Consider the following 17,334-nt stretch of genomic DNA (forward strand, 5'->3'; position numbering starts at 1 on the left):
CCGCCGGGAGGATCCACCTTGGCGCTCAGCAGACGTACCTTCAGTGCCCTGGCCGGTTCCGCCGCGCTCGGGCTGGCCCTGGGGGGCAGCGGCGGCCCCGGGGCGCCCTCGGCGTACGCGGGCGGCAGCGCTCCGACCGGTCCGGCACCGGCCCCGCCGAGCGCCGACGGCCGGCGGCACACCATCGGGTACGACCGCTACTCGCTGCTGGTGGACGGGCGGCGGCTGGTGCTGTGGTCGGGCGAGATGCACCCGTTCCGGCTGCCCAGTCCGTCCCTGTGGCGGGACGTGCTGCAGAAGATGCGGGCACACGGCTTCAACGCCGTCAGCGTCTACGTGGCCTGGAACTACCACTCCCCCGCGCCGGGCCGCTACGACTTCGGCGGTGTCCGGGACCTCGACCTGTTCCTGCGGACGGCCGCCGAGACCGGTCTGTACGTCGTCCTGCGGCCCGGGCCCTACATCAACGCCGAGGTCGACGGGGGCGGATTCCCCGGGTGGCTGACCGCGACCAGGGGCACCGCCCGGACCGACGACCCGGTCTACCTGTCGTACGTGGACGAGTGGCTGACCCAGGTGAACCGGATCGCCCGCCGGCACCTGTTCACGCAGGGCACCGGCACGGTCCTGCTGTACCAGATCGAGAACGAGTACGACGCCCACGCGGAGGACGCCACCGGGCGGAACTACATGTCCCACCTGTACCGGAAGGTGCGCGACGACGGGATCGACGTCCCGTTGTTCCACAACGACAAGGGGCGCAACGGGTACTGGGCGCCGGGGTCCTTCGACACCGGCGGGGAGAGGGGCGGCTGGCTGTACGGCTTCGACGGCTATCCGTCGCCGTCGCAGACCCCGCCGGACTGGGGGCACTACGGTCCGGGCGGGCCGAAGGGCGGGGCCACCGCCTCGCCGTCCACGCCCGGGTTCGTGCCCGAGTTCGGGGGCGGCTGGTTCGACCCGTGGGGCGGGGCCTGGTTCGACGGCAAGGGGTACGCCGAGTCGCGGCGCACCCGGGACGCCGCGTACGAGCGCCGGTTCTACCTGACCAACCTCGCCAACGGGCTCACCCTGCACAACGTCTACATGACGTTCGGCGGGACCTCGTGGGGGTGGCTGCCCGCGCCGGTCGTCTACACGTCGTACGACTACGGCGCCGCCATCGACGAGGGCCGCAACGTCACGGACAAGATGGCGGCGATGCACCAGCTCGGGCACCTGCTCCAGCGCGTGCCCGACTTCGCCAAGCTGGACCGTGCGGCGGACGTGACCGCCGAGGGACTGAAGGTGTACCACCTGGCCAACCCGGACACCGGCAGCCATGTGTACGTCGCCCGCAACGACGGCACCGACCCGGTCACCACCGAACTGCCCACCGAGGCCGGCGGGCTGCGGATCACCGTGCCCGGCAAGGACGCCAAGCTGGTCACCACCGGCCTGCCGCTGGGCGGGCGGAAGCTGAAGTACTCCACCGCCGCGCCGATGACCCTCGTGACGGCGGGCCGGCAGGACATCGCCGTGTTCGCCGGGCGGCGCGACGAGATGGCCGAGCTGGTGCTGGACTGCGCGGAAGAGCCCTTCGTGCAGCGCCTGGACGAGGAGGCCGGCTGGGCCTACGACCGGGGCGAGCTGCACGTGAACGCCCCCCTCGGGCAGGGCGGGCTGACCCGGGTGCTGGTGCAGAAGGGCGAGAGCGACACCCCGCTGCTGCTGCTCCTCGCCGACGACGCGACCGCCCTGCGCCTCTTCCCGTACGACACCCCGTCCGGGGCCCTCCTGGTCTACGGCCCGGCGCTGCTGCGGCACGCGGAGGTGCACGGCTCGGAGGTCCGGCTGACCGGTGACATCGCCGAGCGGACCAGCATGGAGGTGTGGGGCCCGCGCGGGATCGACACCCTGGTGTGGAACGGGCACAAGCTGCCCACCCGGGTCACCCTCTCCGGCAGCCTGATGACCACCGGGATGCTGCCGGACACCCCCGAGGTGCGGCTGCCCGAGCTGGGCGGCTGGCGGATGCGGACGGAGAACCCGGAGGCGGGCCCGGGCTTCGACGACTCCTCGTGGCCCCTCGCCGACAAGACCACCTCGTACAGCACCACGGCCGTCCCGGACGGGCAGCCGGTCCTCTTCGCCGACGACTACGGCTTCCACTACGGGGACGTCTGGTACCGGGGCACCCTCACCGGCACCAGCGGTGTCGAGGAGGTCTCGCTCGCCTACAGCACCGGCACGCAGGGCCTGCTGATGGCCTGGCTGGACGGCGAACCGCTGGGCACCCACCGGATGCCGGTGCCGGACAAGTCCGCGACCATCCGCAAGGGCACGTGGGCGGAGACGGCCGTCTTCCCCGTGCGCGAGCGGCTGCGCTCCCCCGGCCGGCACGTGCTGTCGGTCCTGGTCCGGCGCATGCAGCACGACCAGGACGGCAAGGCGCTCGACACGCACAAGGCGGCGCGGGGCCTGACGGCGGTCACCTTCAAGGGCGCCGAGCCGAAGGTGCGCTGGCGCGTCCAGGGCGCGGGCGCCCCCGACCCGGTGCGCGGGCCGATGAACAACGGCGGTCTGTACGGCGAGCGGCAGGGCTGGCACCTGCCCGGCTTCCGGGACCGCGACTGGGAGAAGGCGGCCTTCCCGCGCGCGGCGCGGTACCAGGGCGTGACCTGGTACCGGACCACGTTCAAGCTGTCGGTGCCGGCCGACGTCGACGCGTCCATCGGCCTGACCCTGGACGACGACCCGTACCGCGCCTACCGCGCCCAGATCTTCCTCAACGGCTGGAACCTGGGCCAGTACATCAACAACGTCGGCCCGCAGCACACCTTCGTCCTGCCGAACGGCATCCTGCGCACCCGGGGCACCAACACCCTCGCGCTGGCGGTCCTCTCGGAGTTCACCACGCTGTCGGGCCCCGGGTCGGTACGGCTGACGCTGCTCGGCAGGACGACGGGCGGCGTACCGGTCCAGCCGGTCTGATCACGCCAGCCTGATCACGTTCCAGGACAGCGGCTCCAGGACGGCGGTGAGGGTGCCGTCCCTCAGGGCGGTGCCCTCGACCGGGTGCGGGGTGACGCGGTCGGGGTCGGCCAGGGTGTTGCGGGCGTCGGGGTCGGCGTCCGCGAGCGCGCTGTGCTCGGTGACGGACGTCAGCTCCAGGCCGTTCAGCGCGACTTCGAGGGACAGCGGATCGGTGCGGCCGCGGTTGACGGCGAACACGGTGACCGTGCCGTCGTCCGCCCGGACGGCGGTGGCGTGCAGCAGGTCGGTCTCGCCGTACTTCTCCGTCCCGTACGTCGGCGAGTCCACGCGCACGTCCAGCACCCGGCCCCGGCCGTACCGGGAGGCCTGCGCGAACGGGTGGAACGTGGTCTGCCGCCAGGCCGGGCCGCCCGGCTCGGTCCTGATCGGCGCGATCACGTTGACGAGCTGGGCGAGGCAGGCGACGGTGACGCGGTCGGCGTGCCGGAGCAGCGCGATCAGGAGCGAGCCGACGACGACGGCGTCCGTGACGCTGTAGTCGTCCTCCAGCAGGCGGGGGGCCTCCGGCCAGTCGGACTGGCCGATGGTTGTGGCGTGCTCCTCCCACCGGGAGAGGTACCAGACGTTCCACTCGTCGAAGGAGAGGTTGATCCTCTTCTTCGACTTCAGCTTCGCGCCCACGTGGTCGGCGGTCGCGACCACGTTCTCGATGAAGGACTCCATGTCGACGGCCGAGGCGAGGAAGGAGTCCACGTCGCCGTCGACGGGTTCGTAGTACGCGTGCAGCGAGATGTGGTCGACCAGGTCGTACGTCTCCTCCAGGACGGTCGCCTCCCACGCGGCGAAGGTGGGCATGGCCTGGTGGGAGGAACCGCAGACGACCAGTTCCACGGAGGGGTCCTGCCGGCGCATGGCGCGGGCGGTCTCGGCGGCGATCCGGCCGTACTCCCGGGCCGTCTTGTGGCCGGTCTGCCAGGGACCGTCCATCTCGTTGCCGAGGCACCAGAGCCGTATGCCGAAGGGCTCCCGGTCGCCGTGGGCGGCGCGCAGGTCGGAGAGGGCGGTGCCGGCGGGGTGGTTGGCGTACTCCTGGAGTGCGAGGGCCTCCGCCACGCCTCTCGTGCCCAGGTTCACCGCCATCACGGGTTCGGCCCGGGGGCCGAGCTTCCTCAGGACCGCGATGTACTCGGAGAGGCCGAACCGGTTGGTCTCGGTGGAGTGCCAGGCCAGGTCCAGGCGGCGGGGGCGGTCTTCCACCGGGCCGACGGAGTCCTCCCACCGGTAGCCGGAGACGAAGTTGCCGCCGGGGTAGCGGACGGCGGTGACGCCGAGTTCGCGGATCAGCTTCAGCACGTCCGTACGGAGGCCCTCGGCGTCGGCCGCGGGGTGGCCGGGCTCGTGGATGCCGGTGTAGACGCAGCGGCCGAGGTGTTCCACGAAGGAGCCGAAGACACGGGGGTTCACGCGGCCGACGGTGAAGGCGGGGTCGAGGGTGAAGCGGGCGGTGCGCTTGCTCATGGGGTCCTTCCGTGTCACGAATCGTGGAAGGCCAGGTTGTCCGCTATCCTGCCCCACCGTTCGAAATATCGGATAACGCTCGCGACTTCGAACGGGACCGTAGATTCCAACCGCGTCCACGTCAATGGGTGGGACACGAGCCCCCGGGTGGTTACCCGTTGAACGACGGCCGTCGGATCACATGACGTGGGCACATCCCTGCGCGTACGCTCGGACCAGCCGCGACCGGCGGTGGAAGGGGAGAAGGATGAGCTTCGGGGGCGCGCGGGAGCAGGCGGTACGCCTGGCCGCACGGCTGCGGCGCACCCGCCCGGGCCCGGCCATGCGTGCCCTGTCCGGCGACCTCGCCGCCGCCGTCCGCGCCCGGCCCGAACAGCCGCAGGGCGTACGGCCGTTGTGCCGGGCACTGTGCGAGGAGATGAGCGCGCTGCGTGGCGGGCGGCCGGTCGAACTGCGCTTCGAACGCTTCCCGGACGAGCTCGAGGTCACCGGGCTGTGGGTCGAGTTCGCCGACTTCGACCTGGTCATCGTGGAGGAACGGGCCGAGGCCGTGCAGCAGTTGGTCATCCTGGGACACGAGCTGTGGCACCTGCACACCGGGCACCGGCACCACCACCTCGCCGGGGACGCCGCCGCCCGGGCCCTCGCCGACACCCCCGGCTGGCGGGAGGCCGCCCTCACCGTCGCCGCCCGCAACGGCTCCCGGGAGGCCGACGAGGCCGAGGCCGACGACTTCGGGCACCGCCTGGCCACCCTGTTCCGCGGCCGCCTCGCCGAAAACGCCACCGCCGCGCTGGACCCGGTGCAGCGTTCCCTCGGCTACCGGGGGCGCGGGGGAACGGCTCGGTGACCCTGCCGGCGGAGAACCCCTCCGGGGTCCTCGGCACGTTCTACATCTCCTTCTGGATCCCCACGGCCGTGCTCACCGCCGCCCTCGTGATCAAGCTGCCCAGCATCATCCGGCTGTGGCGGGACACCCTGCTGCGCGCCGTCGGCGGACTGCTGCTGCTCGCCTGCGCGGTGTTCGTGTTCTGCACCCCGTCCACCATCGCCCGGGTCAACCGGCTGACCGGCGTGCCGAACCTCTCGGCGCCCTGGTGCTATTCGCTCATCACCGCGTTCTGCGGCTCCTGCCTGCTGCTCCTCGTCACCTGGCGCAACGGCCCGTACGGCCGCTCGGCCGCCACGCGCCGGGCGACGCGGTGGGTGGTCTCGGGATACTCGGGTGTGATCGCCGCCCTGTGGCTGCTGTTCGCGCTCGCCGACGCGCACGAGGAGCGGGTGCGGGACCTGGACACCTACTACGCGACCACGCCGTTCATGCGCGAGGAGATCGTGCTCTACCTGGTCGCGCACGCCGTGGCCTGCGTGCTCACCTGCCGGCTGATCCGGGACTGGGTACGGACCGCCGGGCTGGACGCGTGGCTGCGCCGGGGCCTGAGACTGCTGGGCGCGGGCTACGTCCTGAACCTGCTGTTCGGCGCGGCCAAGCTGACCGCGGTGGTCGCGCGCTGGTCCGGGCGGGACCTGGACTGGCTGAGCACCGACCTGGCCCCGCCGGTGGCGGCCCTCTCCGCCATCCTCGTCGCGGCCGGCTTCGCCCTGCCCCACGCCGGCCAGTACCTGCACGACCGCCGGCGGGTCCGGCGCGCCCACCGCGAACTGCGGCCGCTGTACCGGGTGCTCGCCACCGCGACCGGCGAGGGAGTGCCGTTCACGCTGCGTGCCACGCCGGAACTGCGGCTCACCCGGCGCGAGACGTTCATCCGCGACGTGCTTCTGACACTGGCCCGCCACATCGACACCGGCCTCGGCAGCCGCGCGTACGACGCCGCGCTCGGCCTCGGCCACCCGCCGGAGCGGGCCCGTGCGCTGGCCGCGGCGGTGGCCGTTCTCGACGCGGTCGGGAGAAGGGCGGCGCCGCACGAGCCGGCGGAGCCGGCCGCCGGGGCCGACACCGCGGAGCTGCTCCGCGAGATCGGCGCCGTCTCCCGCGCGCTGCGGCGCCCCGCCGACATCGCGGCGGTCCGCACGGCGGCCGCGCCGGCGCGGAGCGTCACGGTTCCCGAGTGACGGCGCGGGCCGCCGGCGCGCCGGACCGGGTTCAGCCCCGGAACGGCGGCTGGGACAGGCCCTGGCCCGCCCCGGGGATCACCAGGAGGGAGCCCGACAGGGGGTCCGGGGAGGCCAGCCCCGTGCGGGCCGTCGTGACGTACAGGTCGGTCAGGTCCTCGCCGCCGAACGCGCAGGCCGTCGTGCGCGGGGTCGGCAAGGTGATCACTCGGTCCAGGACACCGGCGGGCGTGTAGCGGCGCACCGCTCCCCCGTCCCACAGCGCCACCCACACGCAGCCCTCCGCGTCGACCGTGAGGCCGTCGGGGAAGCCGGCGCCCTCCTCGATCCGCACCAGGGGGCGGCGGTCGCGGACCGTGCCGTCGGGGTCGTGGTCGAAGACGTCCACGCGCCGGGTCGGGGAGTCGACGTAGTACATGAGGCGGCCGTCGGGGCTCCAGCCGGTGCCGTTGCTGACGGCGGCGTCGGGGAGGACCGTCGTCACCGTTCCGTCCCCCGTCAGGCGGGAGAGGGTGCCGCCGCCCGGTGCCTCGTCGTAGCGCATCGTGCCCGCCCAGAGGGAGCCGTCGGGGGCCACCGCGGCGTCGTTCGCGCGGCGGCCGGGGACCGGCTCGTGGTGCAGCCAGCGGAACGTGTCGTCGGGGTCCAGCAGGCCGACACCGTCGCGCAGGTTCAGCACCAGGCCGCCGCCCTCCCGGGGCTTGGCGGCGCCGATGTGCTGCGGTGTCGTCCGCAGCGTGCGGCGGCCGGAGGAGGGGTCGTAGGTGTGCAGCCGCATGCCCAGGATGTCCAGCCAGACCAGCCGGCCCGTCGCCGGGTCCCAGGTGGGGCCCTCGCCGAGCGCCGCCTCCGCCCGCACCGCGACCTCGTACGCCGTCATGCCGCGCTCCGGTGGCCCAGGCGCTCCGACAGCTCCGCCGCGCCCTTGACGGCGAGCTGCTCCAGCTCGGCCCGGCGGTCCTCGCTCCAGCGGATCATCGGCACCGAGATGGACAGGGCGGCGACGACCTGGCCGGTGCGGTCGCGGACCGGGGCGGCCACGCAGGAGACGTCCGGGTTGGACTCGCGGTTCTCCACGGCGATCCCCCGCTGCCGGATCTCCGCCAGGGTCTCGCGCAGGACGGCGGGATCGGTGATGCTGTTGGGCGTCATCGCGGCCAGCCCGGCGCCGTCCGGGATCCGCGCGGCCAGCTCCGGCTCGGGCAGGGAGGCCAGCAGCATCTTGCCGACCGACGTGCAGTGGGCCGGAAGGCGGCGGCCGGCGGCGGAGACCATGCGGACCGCGTGCGTGGAGTCGACCTTGGCGATGTAGATGACGTCGGTGCCTTCGAGGATGGCGACGTGGACGGTCTCGTCGCAGGTCTCGGCGACCGAGCGGGCCACCTGCTGGCCCTCGGCGGCGAGGTCGAGCTGCTCGGCGTAGCGGCTGCCGAGCTGGTACGGGCGTACGCCGAGCCGGTACCGTCCCGGCTGGCCGGGCACCGGCACGATGTACGACCGTGCGGCGAGCGTGGTGACCAGCTCGTGCACGGTGGTGCGCGGCAGCTGGAGCCTGCGCACGATGTCGGGGGCGGAGAGCGTCCCGTCCCCGTCGAGGAACAGCTCAAGAATGTCGAGAGCCCGGGTCACGGCAGGCACGAGGCGTCCCACGTCCGGCCCCCTCCCTTACGGTCTGGCGTCTGCGTTCGAGATTTCAACAGACGATCGGCATGACGAACACAGGCTAGTCATGGCGGGTGGTACGGGCAATGGGTCGGGAACGGCCCCCGTGGTCGCGGGCACCATGGAGGCCATGGACCTCGACTTCCAGCTGGTGCTGCTGCGCCGCATGGCCGACCACAACCCGGGCCTGGTCGAGGAGGCCCGGCGGCGGCTCGGCGCGTCGGCCGCGGACATGCGGGAGGCCAACAAGCGGTGGCAGGCCATGGTCCGCTCGCCGCGGGCCCGGGGCGCGGCGGCCCGGTACCGGTCCGTCCTCGGCGCGCCCGAGTCCGTCGCGCCCCGCCGCCTCGGCGACGCCGTCTGCGAGGCCCGGCGGTGGGCCCTGCCGCTCTGGCCGGGCCTGCGCTTCGAGGTGCTCGTCGGGCCCGACGGCGGGGTCTGGAACGAGTGGCTGGTACGGGCGCCCGGCGCACCCGCACCCCCGCTGCGCACCCTGGAGGACCTGACGCCCTGGTCCTGCACCGTGGACGAGGCCGCCCGCGCCTTCCCTCCGGCCCGCCCGCTGGAGGGCACCGCCCCCACCCGGTGGGGCCTGGCCCTCACCGCCCCCGACCGGGAGGGCGTACGGCACGAGGTCGTCGCCGAGTTCACGTGGGGGCTGCTCCAGCGGACGGCGGTGCTGCCCTGAGGGGCGTCAGGCGTCGAAGCCCGTCGCCCGCGTCCGCTTCTCCCACTCCGTGACCTCCCCGCGGACCTGGTCGAGATGGGCCAGGACCGCGCTCACCCCGTCGTCCCCGAGCGGCAGCCGCAGCGGGGTCCGCTCGGCCTCCAGCGCGGCCAGGATCACGGCCGCCGCCCTGGCCGGGTCGCCGGGCTGGGTACCGTCGCCGCCGGACACGGCCGCGCGGGTGTCGCTCACCTTGGCGTACACCCCGCTGTCCGGGCTGGCCCCGGACCGGCCGGCGCCGAACAGCGAGGTCCGGAACGCCCCCGGCTCCACGATCAGCACCTTGATGCCGAACTCCGCCACCTCGTCCGCGAGCGCCTCGGAGAGGCCCTCCAGCGCGAACTTCGTGCCGCTGTACGCGCCGAAGCCCGCGAAGGACATCTGCCCGCCCATGCTGCTCATCTGCACGATCGCGCCCGAGCGCCGCTCCCGCATGTGCGGCAGCACGGCCCGCACGAGCGCCACCGGCCCGAAGAAGTGCAGGTCGAACAGGTCCCGCAGCTCCGCGTCGGTGGTCTCCTCGACCGCGCCGACGTGGGTGCGGCCCGCGTTGTTGACCAGCACGTCGATCCGGCCGTGCCGGTCCACGGCCTCCCGGACCACCGCGTCGACCGCGGCCAGGTCGGTGACGTCCAGACGGACCGCCTCGACCCGGCCCGGGTGGGCGGCCACCAGGTCGTCCAGGGCCTCCGGGCGGCGGACCGCCCCGATGACCAGGTCGCCCGCGGCGACGGCCGCCTCGGTGATCTCCCGCCCGAAGCCGCTGCTCGCCCCGGTCACCAGCCAGACCTTCTCCACGTCAACTCCCGTTCGTCTGCGGCGCATTGGTGATCACGCGCACGAGGGTCACACGTTAGGCGGAGTCCTCGGCCGCCGCCAGGATCTCCTGTGCGACGCGCGGCAGCGAGTCCGGGTGCAGCCACAGGAACAGGTTCGGCTCCACCAGCTCCAGTTCCATCAGACGGGGTTCGCCGTCGTCGCCGTCGACCAGGTCGACACGGGCGTACAGCAGCCCGGAAGCGCCGGGCACGGCCGCCAACGTCCTGTCCGCCACCGCGAGTTCGGCGTCGGTGGGCTCCCAGGGCGCCAGGCGGGGGTGGGCCACCTTGTCGGCGTCGTACGGGGTGCCGGGGGTGAGGACGGCGCCCTTGCGGCTGGCGTGCAGCAGCCGGCCGCCGAAGAACTGCAGGGCGCGCTCGCCGCCGACGTCGATGCGCGGCATGTACGGCTGCACCATCGCGGTGAGGCCCTCCGCGTGCATGCGGGCCAGGTGCCGTACCGCCGCGTCGTGCTCGGCGGGCGTGTAGCGGGCGGCGAAGCGGGCGCCCGCGCCGGACGTCGGCTTGACCACGAACTCCCCGCCGACGGGCAGGCCGGCCGGCTCACCGGGCGGCACGTAACGGGTGGGGACGGTCGGCACACCGGCCGCCGCGAGGTCGCCGAGGTAGCGCTTGTCGGCGTTCCAGCGCACCACCGGCGCCGGGTTGGCGAGCCGGGTCAGCGCGCCGACCCGGTCCACCCAGGCGCCGAACTCCGCGGCCCGCCAGCTGTAGTCCCAGGTCGAGCGGATGACGACGAGGTCGTAGCCGCCCCAGTCCGCCGCCGGGTCGTCCCAGTACCGGGCCTCCGCCTCGGCCCCGGCGTCCGTGAGCGCCCGCACCAGCAGCGGCAGATCGGCGTCCTTGCCCGGCTCGGTCCCGGGGTCGTAGGTGGCGAGGGCTATCCGGGACACGGCGGGCTCCCTGTCGTGCGGGGGTTCGAGGGTGGCGCGGCTGTGAGGCTAACAAGCGGGGGGCGGGCCGCGGTCGCGGCCGGTCCGGGGCACGGTCGTCGGGACGCGGCTCCTGGTGTAGGAAGGGTGCTGTCGTCCCCGGCGGCCGGCACCGTCGACAGTAAGGAGTACGCCGCGTGTCCTCCCTCTTCCCCGCCCTGACGGGCAGTCCCGCCGAGCGCAGCGAGTGGGGGGTCCCCCCGGACGGAGTCCGGGAGAGGGTCGCCCTGCGGTTCGGGGCACGGACCCTGACGTACGGCGCGCTCGCGGGCGCCGCGGGCGCCCTCGCCGCCCGTATCGAGGGCTCCGGCCGGGTCGCCGTGTGGGCCGTGCCGGAGCTGGAGACCGCCGTCGCGGTGACCGGTGTGCTGCTCGCCGGGGCGGCCGCGGTGCCGCTCAACCCGAAGTCGGGCGAGAAGGAGCTGGCGCACATCCTGTCCGACAGCGCGCCGGACCTGGTGCTCGCCGCGCCCGGTGCGCAACTGCCGCCCGTTCTCGACGGCCTGCCGCGGATCGACGTGGACGCGTCCGCCTCCGGGGCCGTGCCGCAGGAGCGGGCGTCGGACGGCGACCCGGCGCTGGTCGTCTACACCTCCGGCACCACCGGCCCGCCCAAGGGAGCGGTCCTGCCCCGCCGGGCCCTCGCCACCACCCTCGACGCGCTCGCCGACGCCTGGCGGTGGACCGCCGACGACGTACTGGTGCACGGGCTGCCGCTGTTCCATGTGCACGGACTGGTGCTGGGCGTCCTCGGCCCGCTGCGCCGCGGCGGATCGGTCCGGCACCTGGGCCGGTTCAGCCCCGAGGGCGTGGCCCGCGAGCTGAACGACGGCGCGACCATGGTGTTCGGGGTGCCGACGATGTACCACCGGATCGCGGAGGCGCTGCCCACCGACCCGGAGCTGGCCGAGGCGCTCGCCGGTGCCCGGCTGCTGGTGTCGGGCTCGGCCGCGCTGCCGGTGCACGACCACGAGCGGATCGCGGCGGCCACCGGTCGCCGGGTGATCGAGCGGTACGGCATGACGGAGACGCTGATGAACACCAGCGTGCGGGCCGACGGCGAGGCCCGGGCCGGGACGGTCGGGGTGCCGCTGCCGGGCGTGCGGCTGCGGCTGGTGGAGGAGGACGGCACGGAGATCACCGCGTACGACGGGGAGAGCGTCGGGGAGATCCAGGTGCGCGGCCCGAACCTGTTCACGGAGTACCTGAACCGGCCCGACGCGACCGCCGCCGCGTTCACCGCCGACGGGTTCTTCCGCACCGGTGACATGGCGGTGCGCGAGCCGGACGGCTACGTCCGCATCGTCGGGCGCAAGGCCACCGACCTGATCAAGAGCGGGGGTTACAAGATCGGGGCCGGTGAGATCGAGAACGCGCTGCTGGAGCACCCTGGGGTGCGGGAGGCCGCGGTCACCGGGGAGCCGGACGCCGACCTGGGCGAGCGGATCGTGGCCTGGATCGTCCCGGCCGACCCGGAGGACCCGCCCGGCTCCGAGGAGTTGGCGGACCACGTCGCCCGGCGGCTGGCCCCGCACAAGCGCCCGCGCGTCGTCCGCTACCTCCAGGCGCTCCCCCGCAACGACATGGGCAAGATCATGAAGCGGGCCCTCGCCGATGCCTGAGCGGCTCTCGGCACGGGAGGCGCTGGCACTGCTCACGGACGCGGGCAGCTTCCGCGAACCCCCCTCGCCGTCCGGGCGGGACAGCCCGGACGGGCCCCTCGGCTGGCGGGGTTACGACGCCTCGCGCGCCCGCGCCGCCGCGCGCACCGGCGAGCGGGAGTCGGTGGTCTGCGGCACGGCGAGCGTCGACGGCACCCGGGCCGTCCTGATCGCCTTCGAGTTCGGTTTCCTCGGCGGTTCGCTGGGCGAGCGCACCGGGGACCGGCTGGAGGCGGCGTACACCCATGCCCGCGCACACCGGCTGCCCGTCGTGCCGCTGATCGCGACCGGGGGCAGCCGCATGCAGGAGGGCATGCTCGCGCTGACCCAGCTGCAGCGGGTGGCCCGGCAGTCCGCGCTGACCCGGGAGGCCGGGCTGCCCCAGATCGCGGTCCTGCGGGACCCGACGACCGGCGGCGGCTGGGCCACCCTCGGCGCCGGCGCGGACGTCGTCCTCGCCCTGCCCGGCGCCCAGGTCGGCTTCGCCGGCTCCCGGGTCCGCCCACCGGACGCCGACCCGGCCGCGTACACGGCCGAGGCCCAGGCCGCGGCGGGTTCGGCCGACGCGGTGGTGGAACCGGCCGAACTGAAGGGGGTGCTCGGGCGGTGGCTGCGGCTGCTGGCCGGGGCGCCCGCGGAACCGGCGCCCGCCCCCGTGCCCCGGGCGCTCGGACCCGGCGGGCTGCCCGGGAGCGGCTGGGAGGCCGTCGAGGCGGCCCGGGCGGCCGGGCGGCCGCGCGCACACGCCTATCTGGACGCCTACTTCGCCGACCGGCTGCCACTCGGCGGGGACCGGTGCGGCGGTACCGACCCCGGCGGGATGCTGTGCGGGTTCGGCGAACGGGACGGCCGCACCGTGGCGTACGCGGCACAGACCGGGACGGCGACCCGCCCCGCCGGGTACCGCACCGCCGCCCGGCTGATCCGGCTCGCGGACCGGCTCGGCATCCCCGTGCTGACGCTGGTGGACACCCCGGGTGCCGCGAACGACGCGGACGCCGAGCGGCAGGGCGTCGGCCCGGCGATCGCCGAGGTGTTCGGCGCGGTGGCCGCCGCCCGGGTGCCGGTCACCACCCTCGTCATCGGCGAGGGCGGATCGGGCGGCGCGCTCGCACTGGCCGCGCCCGGCAACACCTGGGTCACCCCGGACAGCTACTTCTCGGTGATCAGCCCGGAACTCGCCGCCGCCATCCTGAAGCGCCGGCCGGAGGAGGTCCGGCCGACGGCGGACCAGCTCCGCATCCGCCCCCAGGACCTGGTGGAGCTGGGGGTGGCCCGGGGCGTCGTGGACCGCGTGGACCCTCCTTGGCCGCAGGTCACCTCACCCCCACCGCCCGAATGATCTCCTGCGTCACCGATCCCCCCTCGTCGTCGTGGGCCGAGGCCCGCAGCGACACGGACGGCGCGCCGCCCGGCACGGTCAGCGTGCCCCGCCAGGAGGCGCCGCGGCCGGTGGCCAGGGGAACCGGCCGCCAGGTCGCGCCGTCGTCGTACGACACCTCCAGTCGGCCCCCGCCGAGCGTGCCCGTTCCGGCGGCCCCGGCGACGTACCGCGCGCCGAGGCCGACGGTGGTGCGCCGCCCGCCGGGCACCGTGCCGGCGAGGTCGGTGCCGAGGTCGTAGGAGAGGCTGACCAGCGGCAGGTACGTCCAGTGGTCCTCCGGGGTGGCGGCCGAGCGGAACGTCCACTCGGTGTGGCCCCGGGTGGCGAGCGGCCACCGGCCGGCGTCGAGTCCGGTGTCGGTGACGACCCGGTACGTGTGCGTGCCGGCGGGCGCGTCCTCCACGTACGCGGCGGGACCCGTCCGGCGGTCGACCAGGGTGCCGTCGAGGTGGACGGCGGTGGTCTGGTGCATTCCGCTGTCCTCGCTCCACACGTCGCCGAAGCCGGTGTGGTCGGGCCCGGAGTCGCCCCAGCCGGGCACGTTCAGCCGGATCCGGTTCCCGGCGCGCTGCTGGCCCCAGCCGAGTCCGGTGCCCGGCCAGGGGTGCCACACCGGCCGGAACCAGTTCAGCACCGGACGGGTGCCGCCGGTGTAGCGGACGAGCCCGCCGCGCTCCTCCAGCGCGCCGCCTGCGGTGGTGACGGACTCGTTCCACAGCTGGCCGGGGCCGGTGGAGACGTAGTCGGTGCGCTCGGCGGGCAGCGCGACGCGCTCCTGGAAGCCGAGGCCGACGGGGAACGTGCCGGTGAGGGAGTACCGGAACTCGCCGCCCTGTTGCGGGCGTGCCGCGTGGAACCGCACGTGCACGGCGGCGAGTCGCCGGTGGCCGGGCGCGTAGGTCAGGTCCCGGTCCGGGATGGCGCCCCGGTGGCCCTCGGAGAGGTCGTACACGTACGGCGGGTCGGCCGTGCCGGTCATGTCGACCCGGCCCGCCGCCCTGAGGCGTGCCGCGTCCGCCTGGTTCACGGTGGCGATCTGCAGCGGCCGGCCGGCGTTGTCGTCGGTGCCCCACCAGGCCATCAGCCGGCCGGGCGCGTCGTCCGTGACGAACAGGGCCCTGGCGCCGGCGTCCTGCGCGGCCTGGGCGAGCGCGGCCGGGTCGGCGCCGTCGGCGAGGCGGGCGAGCACGGCCTTGCCGGACACCCCGGTGACGGGTCCGTCGCCCACGTCCACCAGCGACAGCCTGCTGCGGCCCTCGACGAGGGTGCCGCCGGGCTGCACGGTGGCCTCGCCGACGCCCCCGACCTCCAGCAGCGGCTTGGCCAGCCGCCACACGGTCCGGTACTCGAAGCCGCCGCGGGTGACCTTCGGGGTGGGCGCGGCGAAGACGCTGTCGTACGTGAGGGGCACCTGGACCGCCTCGGACAGGTCGGTGCCGTCCGCCGTCCGGTCGTACTCCATGACGAGCTGGCGGGTCTCGGTGCGCCGGCCGGCCCGCGCGCGGACCTCCCGCAGCGCGCGGCCGTCCAGGGTGACCTCGCGGTCCCGGTCGAGGGTGATCTCGGGGGCGGCGAGGAAGCCGAGGCCGAGGGAGTCGGCGCCGTGGCTGCCGCGCACGTCGAGGAAGGACGCGACGGAGTAGGTGCCGGGCTCCAGCCGCAGTCGGAGCGTGCCGGAGTCGCCGACGCGGACGTCCTCCGGGTCCGCGCCGGCGGCGAGCCGCCGCACGGTGAGTCCGGCGGCGGCGGGCGCGCCGGCACGGTCCCTGACGTGGACGGTGAGCGTGTACCGCTCCTCCTCCTTGACCAGCCCGAACACGGTGTGCGCGACCGTCGCGCCGGCCGGGTCGGTGGCCGTGATCCGTCCGCTGGCCTCGCCCACCGGTGCCTTGGAGCCGTCGCCGGTGACGGTGGTGGAGGCGGTGCCGTGCGCGGGGACGGTGAGGGTGTCGTCGGCGAGGGTGGCGACACCCGCCGGGGCGCCTCGCACCGCGAGCCTCAGCCGCACCGGCTCCGGGGAGGAGTTGGTGTAGGTGAGGGTCCGGGTGACCGGCCGGTTCGTGTCGCACGGCCACGTGCAGGAGCCGAGGTCGGCGCCGCCGGTGGCGGTGACCGCCGCGTGCACCGCGTCCGGCACGCTCACCCGGCCCGCGCCCAGCACGTAGGCGGAGGCGTCCAGGGGCTTCGAGGTGGACATCAGCGCGTCCTTCAGCCGCGCGCCGGTCCAGTCGGGGTGCTGCTCGGCGAGGAGCGCGGCGACGCCCGCGACCTGCGGGGCCGCCATCGACGTACCGCTCATGGACGTGTAGGGGCCGGAGCCGGGGACGAGCCCGGAGCGGGCGGCCAGGATGCCGACGCCGGGGGCGGCCAGGTCGGGCTTCAGGGCGTCGTCGCCGTACCGGGGGCCGGCCGAGGTGAAGGGGGCCGCCTGGTCGGCGAGGTCCACCGCGCCGACGGTCAGCGCGGCGTCGGCGGCACCGGGCGAGCCGATGGAGGAGGGGGCGCCGGTGTTGCCGGCGGCGACCACGAACAGCGCGCCGGTCTGTGCCGAGAGGGTGTTCACCGCCTGCGCCATGGGGTCGGTGCCGTCGCTCGGCTCCGTGGAGCCCAGGCTCATGGAGACGATCCGGGCGTGCACGTCCCGGGCGGCCCACTCCATCCCGGCGATGATCTGCGACTCGCTGCCCGAGCCCTGGTCGCCGAGCACCTTGCCGACGGCGAGGGTCGCGCCGGGTGCCACGCCCTTCTCCCGGCCGTCGGAAGCGGCGCCGCTGCCGCCGACGGTGGAGGTGACGTGGGTGCCGTGCCCGTTGCGGTCGGCGACCTCCTCTCCCTCCACGAAGCTCCTCGTCGTGCTCACCCGGTCCGCGAGGTCGGGGTGGCCGAGGTCGGCGCCGGTGTCCAGGACGGCGACGGTGACGCCCTTGCCGGTCAGCCCCGCGTCCCAGGCCGCCGCCGTGCCGATCCGGGCGTTGCTCTCGGCGAGTTGGGCCGAGACCCGCCCGTCGAGCCACACCTTGTCGATGCCGGGCGTCCGGGTGAACGACCGCCAGAAGGTACGGCCCTTGCCGGCCACCACGGCGGTCCCGCGCAGGCTGGGCAGCGCGCGGATCCGCTCGGTGCCGGCCGGGGTCGCGGCGCGTACGCCCTTGCCGTAGGTCACGATGAGCGGCAGCGCGCCGGTCCTCGCGTCGGTGAGCTGCTGCCGGATCAGCCCGCTGACGTCGAACAGCCGCCGGTCCAGGGTGCCGGCGCGCAGATACGGCAGCGCCTCGTCCGGTACGACGGTGAGGTCCCCGTCGCTCCGCTGCGTCCGGACGGCGCCGGTGGCCCCGCGCGGGCGCTGGACGGTGACGGTCCGTCTGCCGTGTCCGAGGTCGGTGACGGTCACCTTGTCGCCGGTGACCAGGGTGACGGTGGCGGTGTCGCGGCCGCCGGGTCCGGGGCCGGGGGTGCGCCGGGCGGCGACCGCCGGGCCGGCCGGGAGCAGGGCGCCCACCAGCCCCGCCGCCAGCAGGGCCGCCCCGTATCTGACCGGTCGTGTGCTCATCCACGCCTCTTC

The 17,334-nt window shown here is 74.9% G+C and carries 12 protein-coding genes; 6 read left to right on the forward strand and 6 right to left on the reverse strand.

All coding sequences use genetic code 11. From position 1 onward, the window contains the following. Positions 1-18 precede the first annotated feature (18 nt). On the forward strand, positions 19-2,973 hold the full coding sequence (locus ACZ4VF_RS11465; RefSeq protein ID WP_467925070.1) for a beta-galactosidase: 2,955 nt from the start codon (positions 19-21) through the stop codon (positions 2,971-2,973). On the opposite strand, the gene arfA is transcribed toward ACZ4VF_RS11465, so the two are convergent. Then, complete coding sequence (arfA, locus tag ACZ4VF_RS11470) at positions 2,974-4,494, reverse strand: arabinosylfuranosidase ArfA (protein ID WP_467925072.1); 1,521 nt, start codon at positions 4,492-4,494, stop codon at positions 2,974-2,976. It lies immediately after the preceding gene. 247 nt (positions 4,495-4,741) lie between these two features. Here arfA and ACZ4VF_RS11475 point away from each other — a divergent pair, with 247 nt between their 5' ends. Both ACZ4VF_RS11475 and ACZ4VF_RS11480 read left to right on the forward strand, forming a co-directional pair. Further along, positions 4,742-5,344 carry a toxin-antitoxin system, toxin component family protein gene (locus ACZ4VF_RS11475; RefSeq protein ID WP_467925074.1) on the forward strand — a complete coding sequence of 201 codons (603 nt, stop codon included), beginning with the start codon at positions 4,742-4,744 and terminating at the stop codon, positions 5,342-5,344. Then, positions 5,341-6,567 carry an MAB_1171c family putative transporter gene (locus tag ACZ4VF_RS11480; RefSeq protein WP_467925076.1) on the forward strand — a complete coding sequence of 409 codons (1,227 nt, stop codon included), beginning with the start codon at positions 5,341-5,343 and terminating at the stop codon, positions 6,565-6,567. Before ACZ4VF_RS11475 ends, ACZ4VF_RS11480 begins: the two co-directional genes overlap by 4 nt. A gap of 31 nt (positions 6,568-6,598) precedes the next feature. Here ACZ4VF_RS11480 and ACZ4VF_RS11485 read toward each other — a convergent pair whose 3' ends face one another. Both ACZ4VF_RS11485 and ACZ4VF_RS11490 read right to left on the reverse strand, forming a co-directional pair. Continuing rightward, positions 6,599-7,447, reverse strand: a complete 849-nt coding sequence (locus tag ACZ4VF_RS11485; protein WP_467925078.1) for an SMP-30/gluconolactonase/LRE family protein — start codon at positions 7,445-7,447, stop codon at positions 6,599-6,601. Then, positions 7,444-8,217 carry an IclR family transcriptional regulator gene (locus ACZ4VF_RS11490; protein ID WP_467925080.1) on the reverse strand — a complete coding sequence of 258 codons (774 nt, stop codon included), beginning with the start codon at positions 8,215-8,217 and terminating at the stop codon, positions 7,444-7,446. The genes ACZ4VF_RS11485 and ACZ4VF_RS11490 overlap by 4 nt, the downstream gene beginning before the upstream one ends. 142 nt (positions 8,218-8,359) lie before the next feature. Here ACZ4VF_RS11490 and ACZ4VF_RS11495 point away from each other — a divergent pair, with 142 nt between their 5' ends. Next, complete coding sequence (locus tag ACZ4VF_RS11495) at positions 8,360-8,917, forward strand: hypothetical protein (protein WP_467925082.1); 558 nt, start codon at positions 8,360-8,362, stop codon at positions 8,915-8,917. 6 nt (positions 8,918-8,923) lie between these two features. Here the strand turns inward: ACZ4VF_RS11495 and ACZ4VF_RS11500 are convergent, their stop codons facing one another. Beyond that, on the reverse strand, positions 8,924-9,754 hold the full coding sequence (locus ACZ4VF_RS11500; protein WP_467925084.1) for an oxidoreductase: 831 nt from the start codon (positions 9,752-9,754) through the stop codon (positions 8,924-8,926). 55 nt (positions 9,755-9,809) lie between these two features. Next, entirely contained in the window at positions 9,810-10,688 is an 879-nt protein-coding gene (locus ACZ4VF_RS11505; protein WP_467925086.1) for an ATP-grasp domain-containing protein, read from the reverse strand. A 176-nt stretch (positions 10,689-10,864) separates the two neighbouring features. Here ACZ4VF_RS11505 and ACZ4VF_RS11510 point away from each other — a divergent pair, with 176 nt between their 5' ends. Continuing rightward, on the forward strand, positions 10,865-12,349 hold the full coding sequence (locus ACZ4VF_RS11510; protein ID WP_467925088.1) for an acyl-CoA synthetase: 1,485 nt from the start codon (positions 10,865-10,867) through the stop codon (positions 12,347-12,349). After that, on the forward strand, positions 12,342-13,730 hold the full coding sequence (locus tag ACZ4VF_RS11515; RefSeq protein ID WP_467925090.1) for a carboxyl transferase domain-containing protein: 1,389 nt from the start codon (positions 12,342-12,344) through the stop codon (positions 13,728-13,730). The genes ACZ4VF_RS11510 and ACZ4VF_RS11515 overlap by 8 nt, the downstream gene beginning before the upstream one ends. Here ACZ4VF_RS11515 and ACZ4VF_RS11520 read toward each other — a convergent pair. After that, a complete protein-coding gene (locus ACZ4VF_RS11520; protein ID WP_467925092.1) occupies positions 13,705-17,322 on the reverse strand; it encodes a S8 family serine peptidase in 3,618 nt (1,205 codons plus the stop codon). The genes ACZ4VF_RS11515 and ACZ4VF_RS11520 overlap by 26 nt on opposite strands. Between the last annotated feature and the right edge of the window lie 12 nt (positions 17,323-17,334).

Source organism: Streptomyces sp. NPDC029151, from assembly GCF_055564315.1.

Bases quoted from the DNA above. Each gene is read 5' to 3' on its own strand.
- ACZ4VF_RS11495 (WP_467925082.1), top strand. From the start codon at position 8,360: ATGGACCTCGACTTCCAGCTGGTGCTGCTGCGCCGCATGGCCGACCAC.
- ACZ4VF_RS11515 (WP_467925090.1), top strand. From the start codon at position 12,342: ATGCCTGAGCGGCTCTCGGCACGGGAGGCGCTGGCACTGCTCACGGAC.
- ACZ4VF_RS11475 (WP_467925074.1), top strand. From the start codon at position 4,742: ATGAGCTTCGGGGGCGCGCGGGAGCAGGCGGTACGCCTGGCCGCACGG.
- ACZ4VF_RS11485 (WP_467925078.1), bottom strand. From the start codon at position 7,447: ATGACGGCGTACGAGGTCGCGGTGCGGGCGGAGGCGGCGCTCGGCGAG.
- arfA (WP_467925072.1), bottom strand. From the start codon at position 4,494: ATGAGCAAGCGCACCGCCCGCTTCACCCTCGACCCCGCCTTCACCGTC.
- ACZ4VF_RS11520 (WP_467925092.1), bottom strand. From the start codon at position 17,322: ATGAGCACACGACCGGTCAGATACGGGGCGGCCCTGCTGGCGGCGGGG.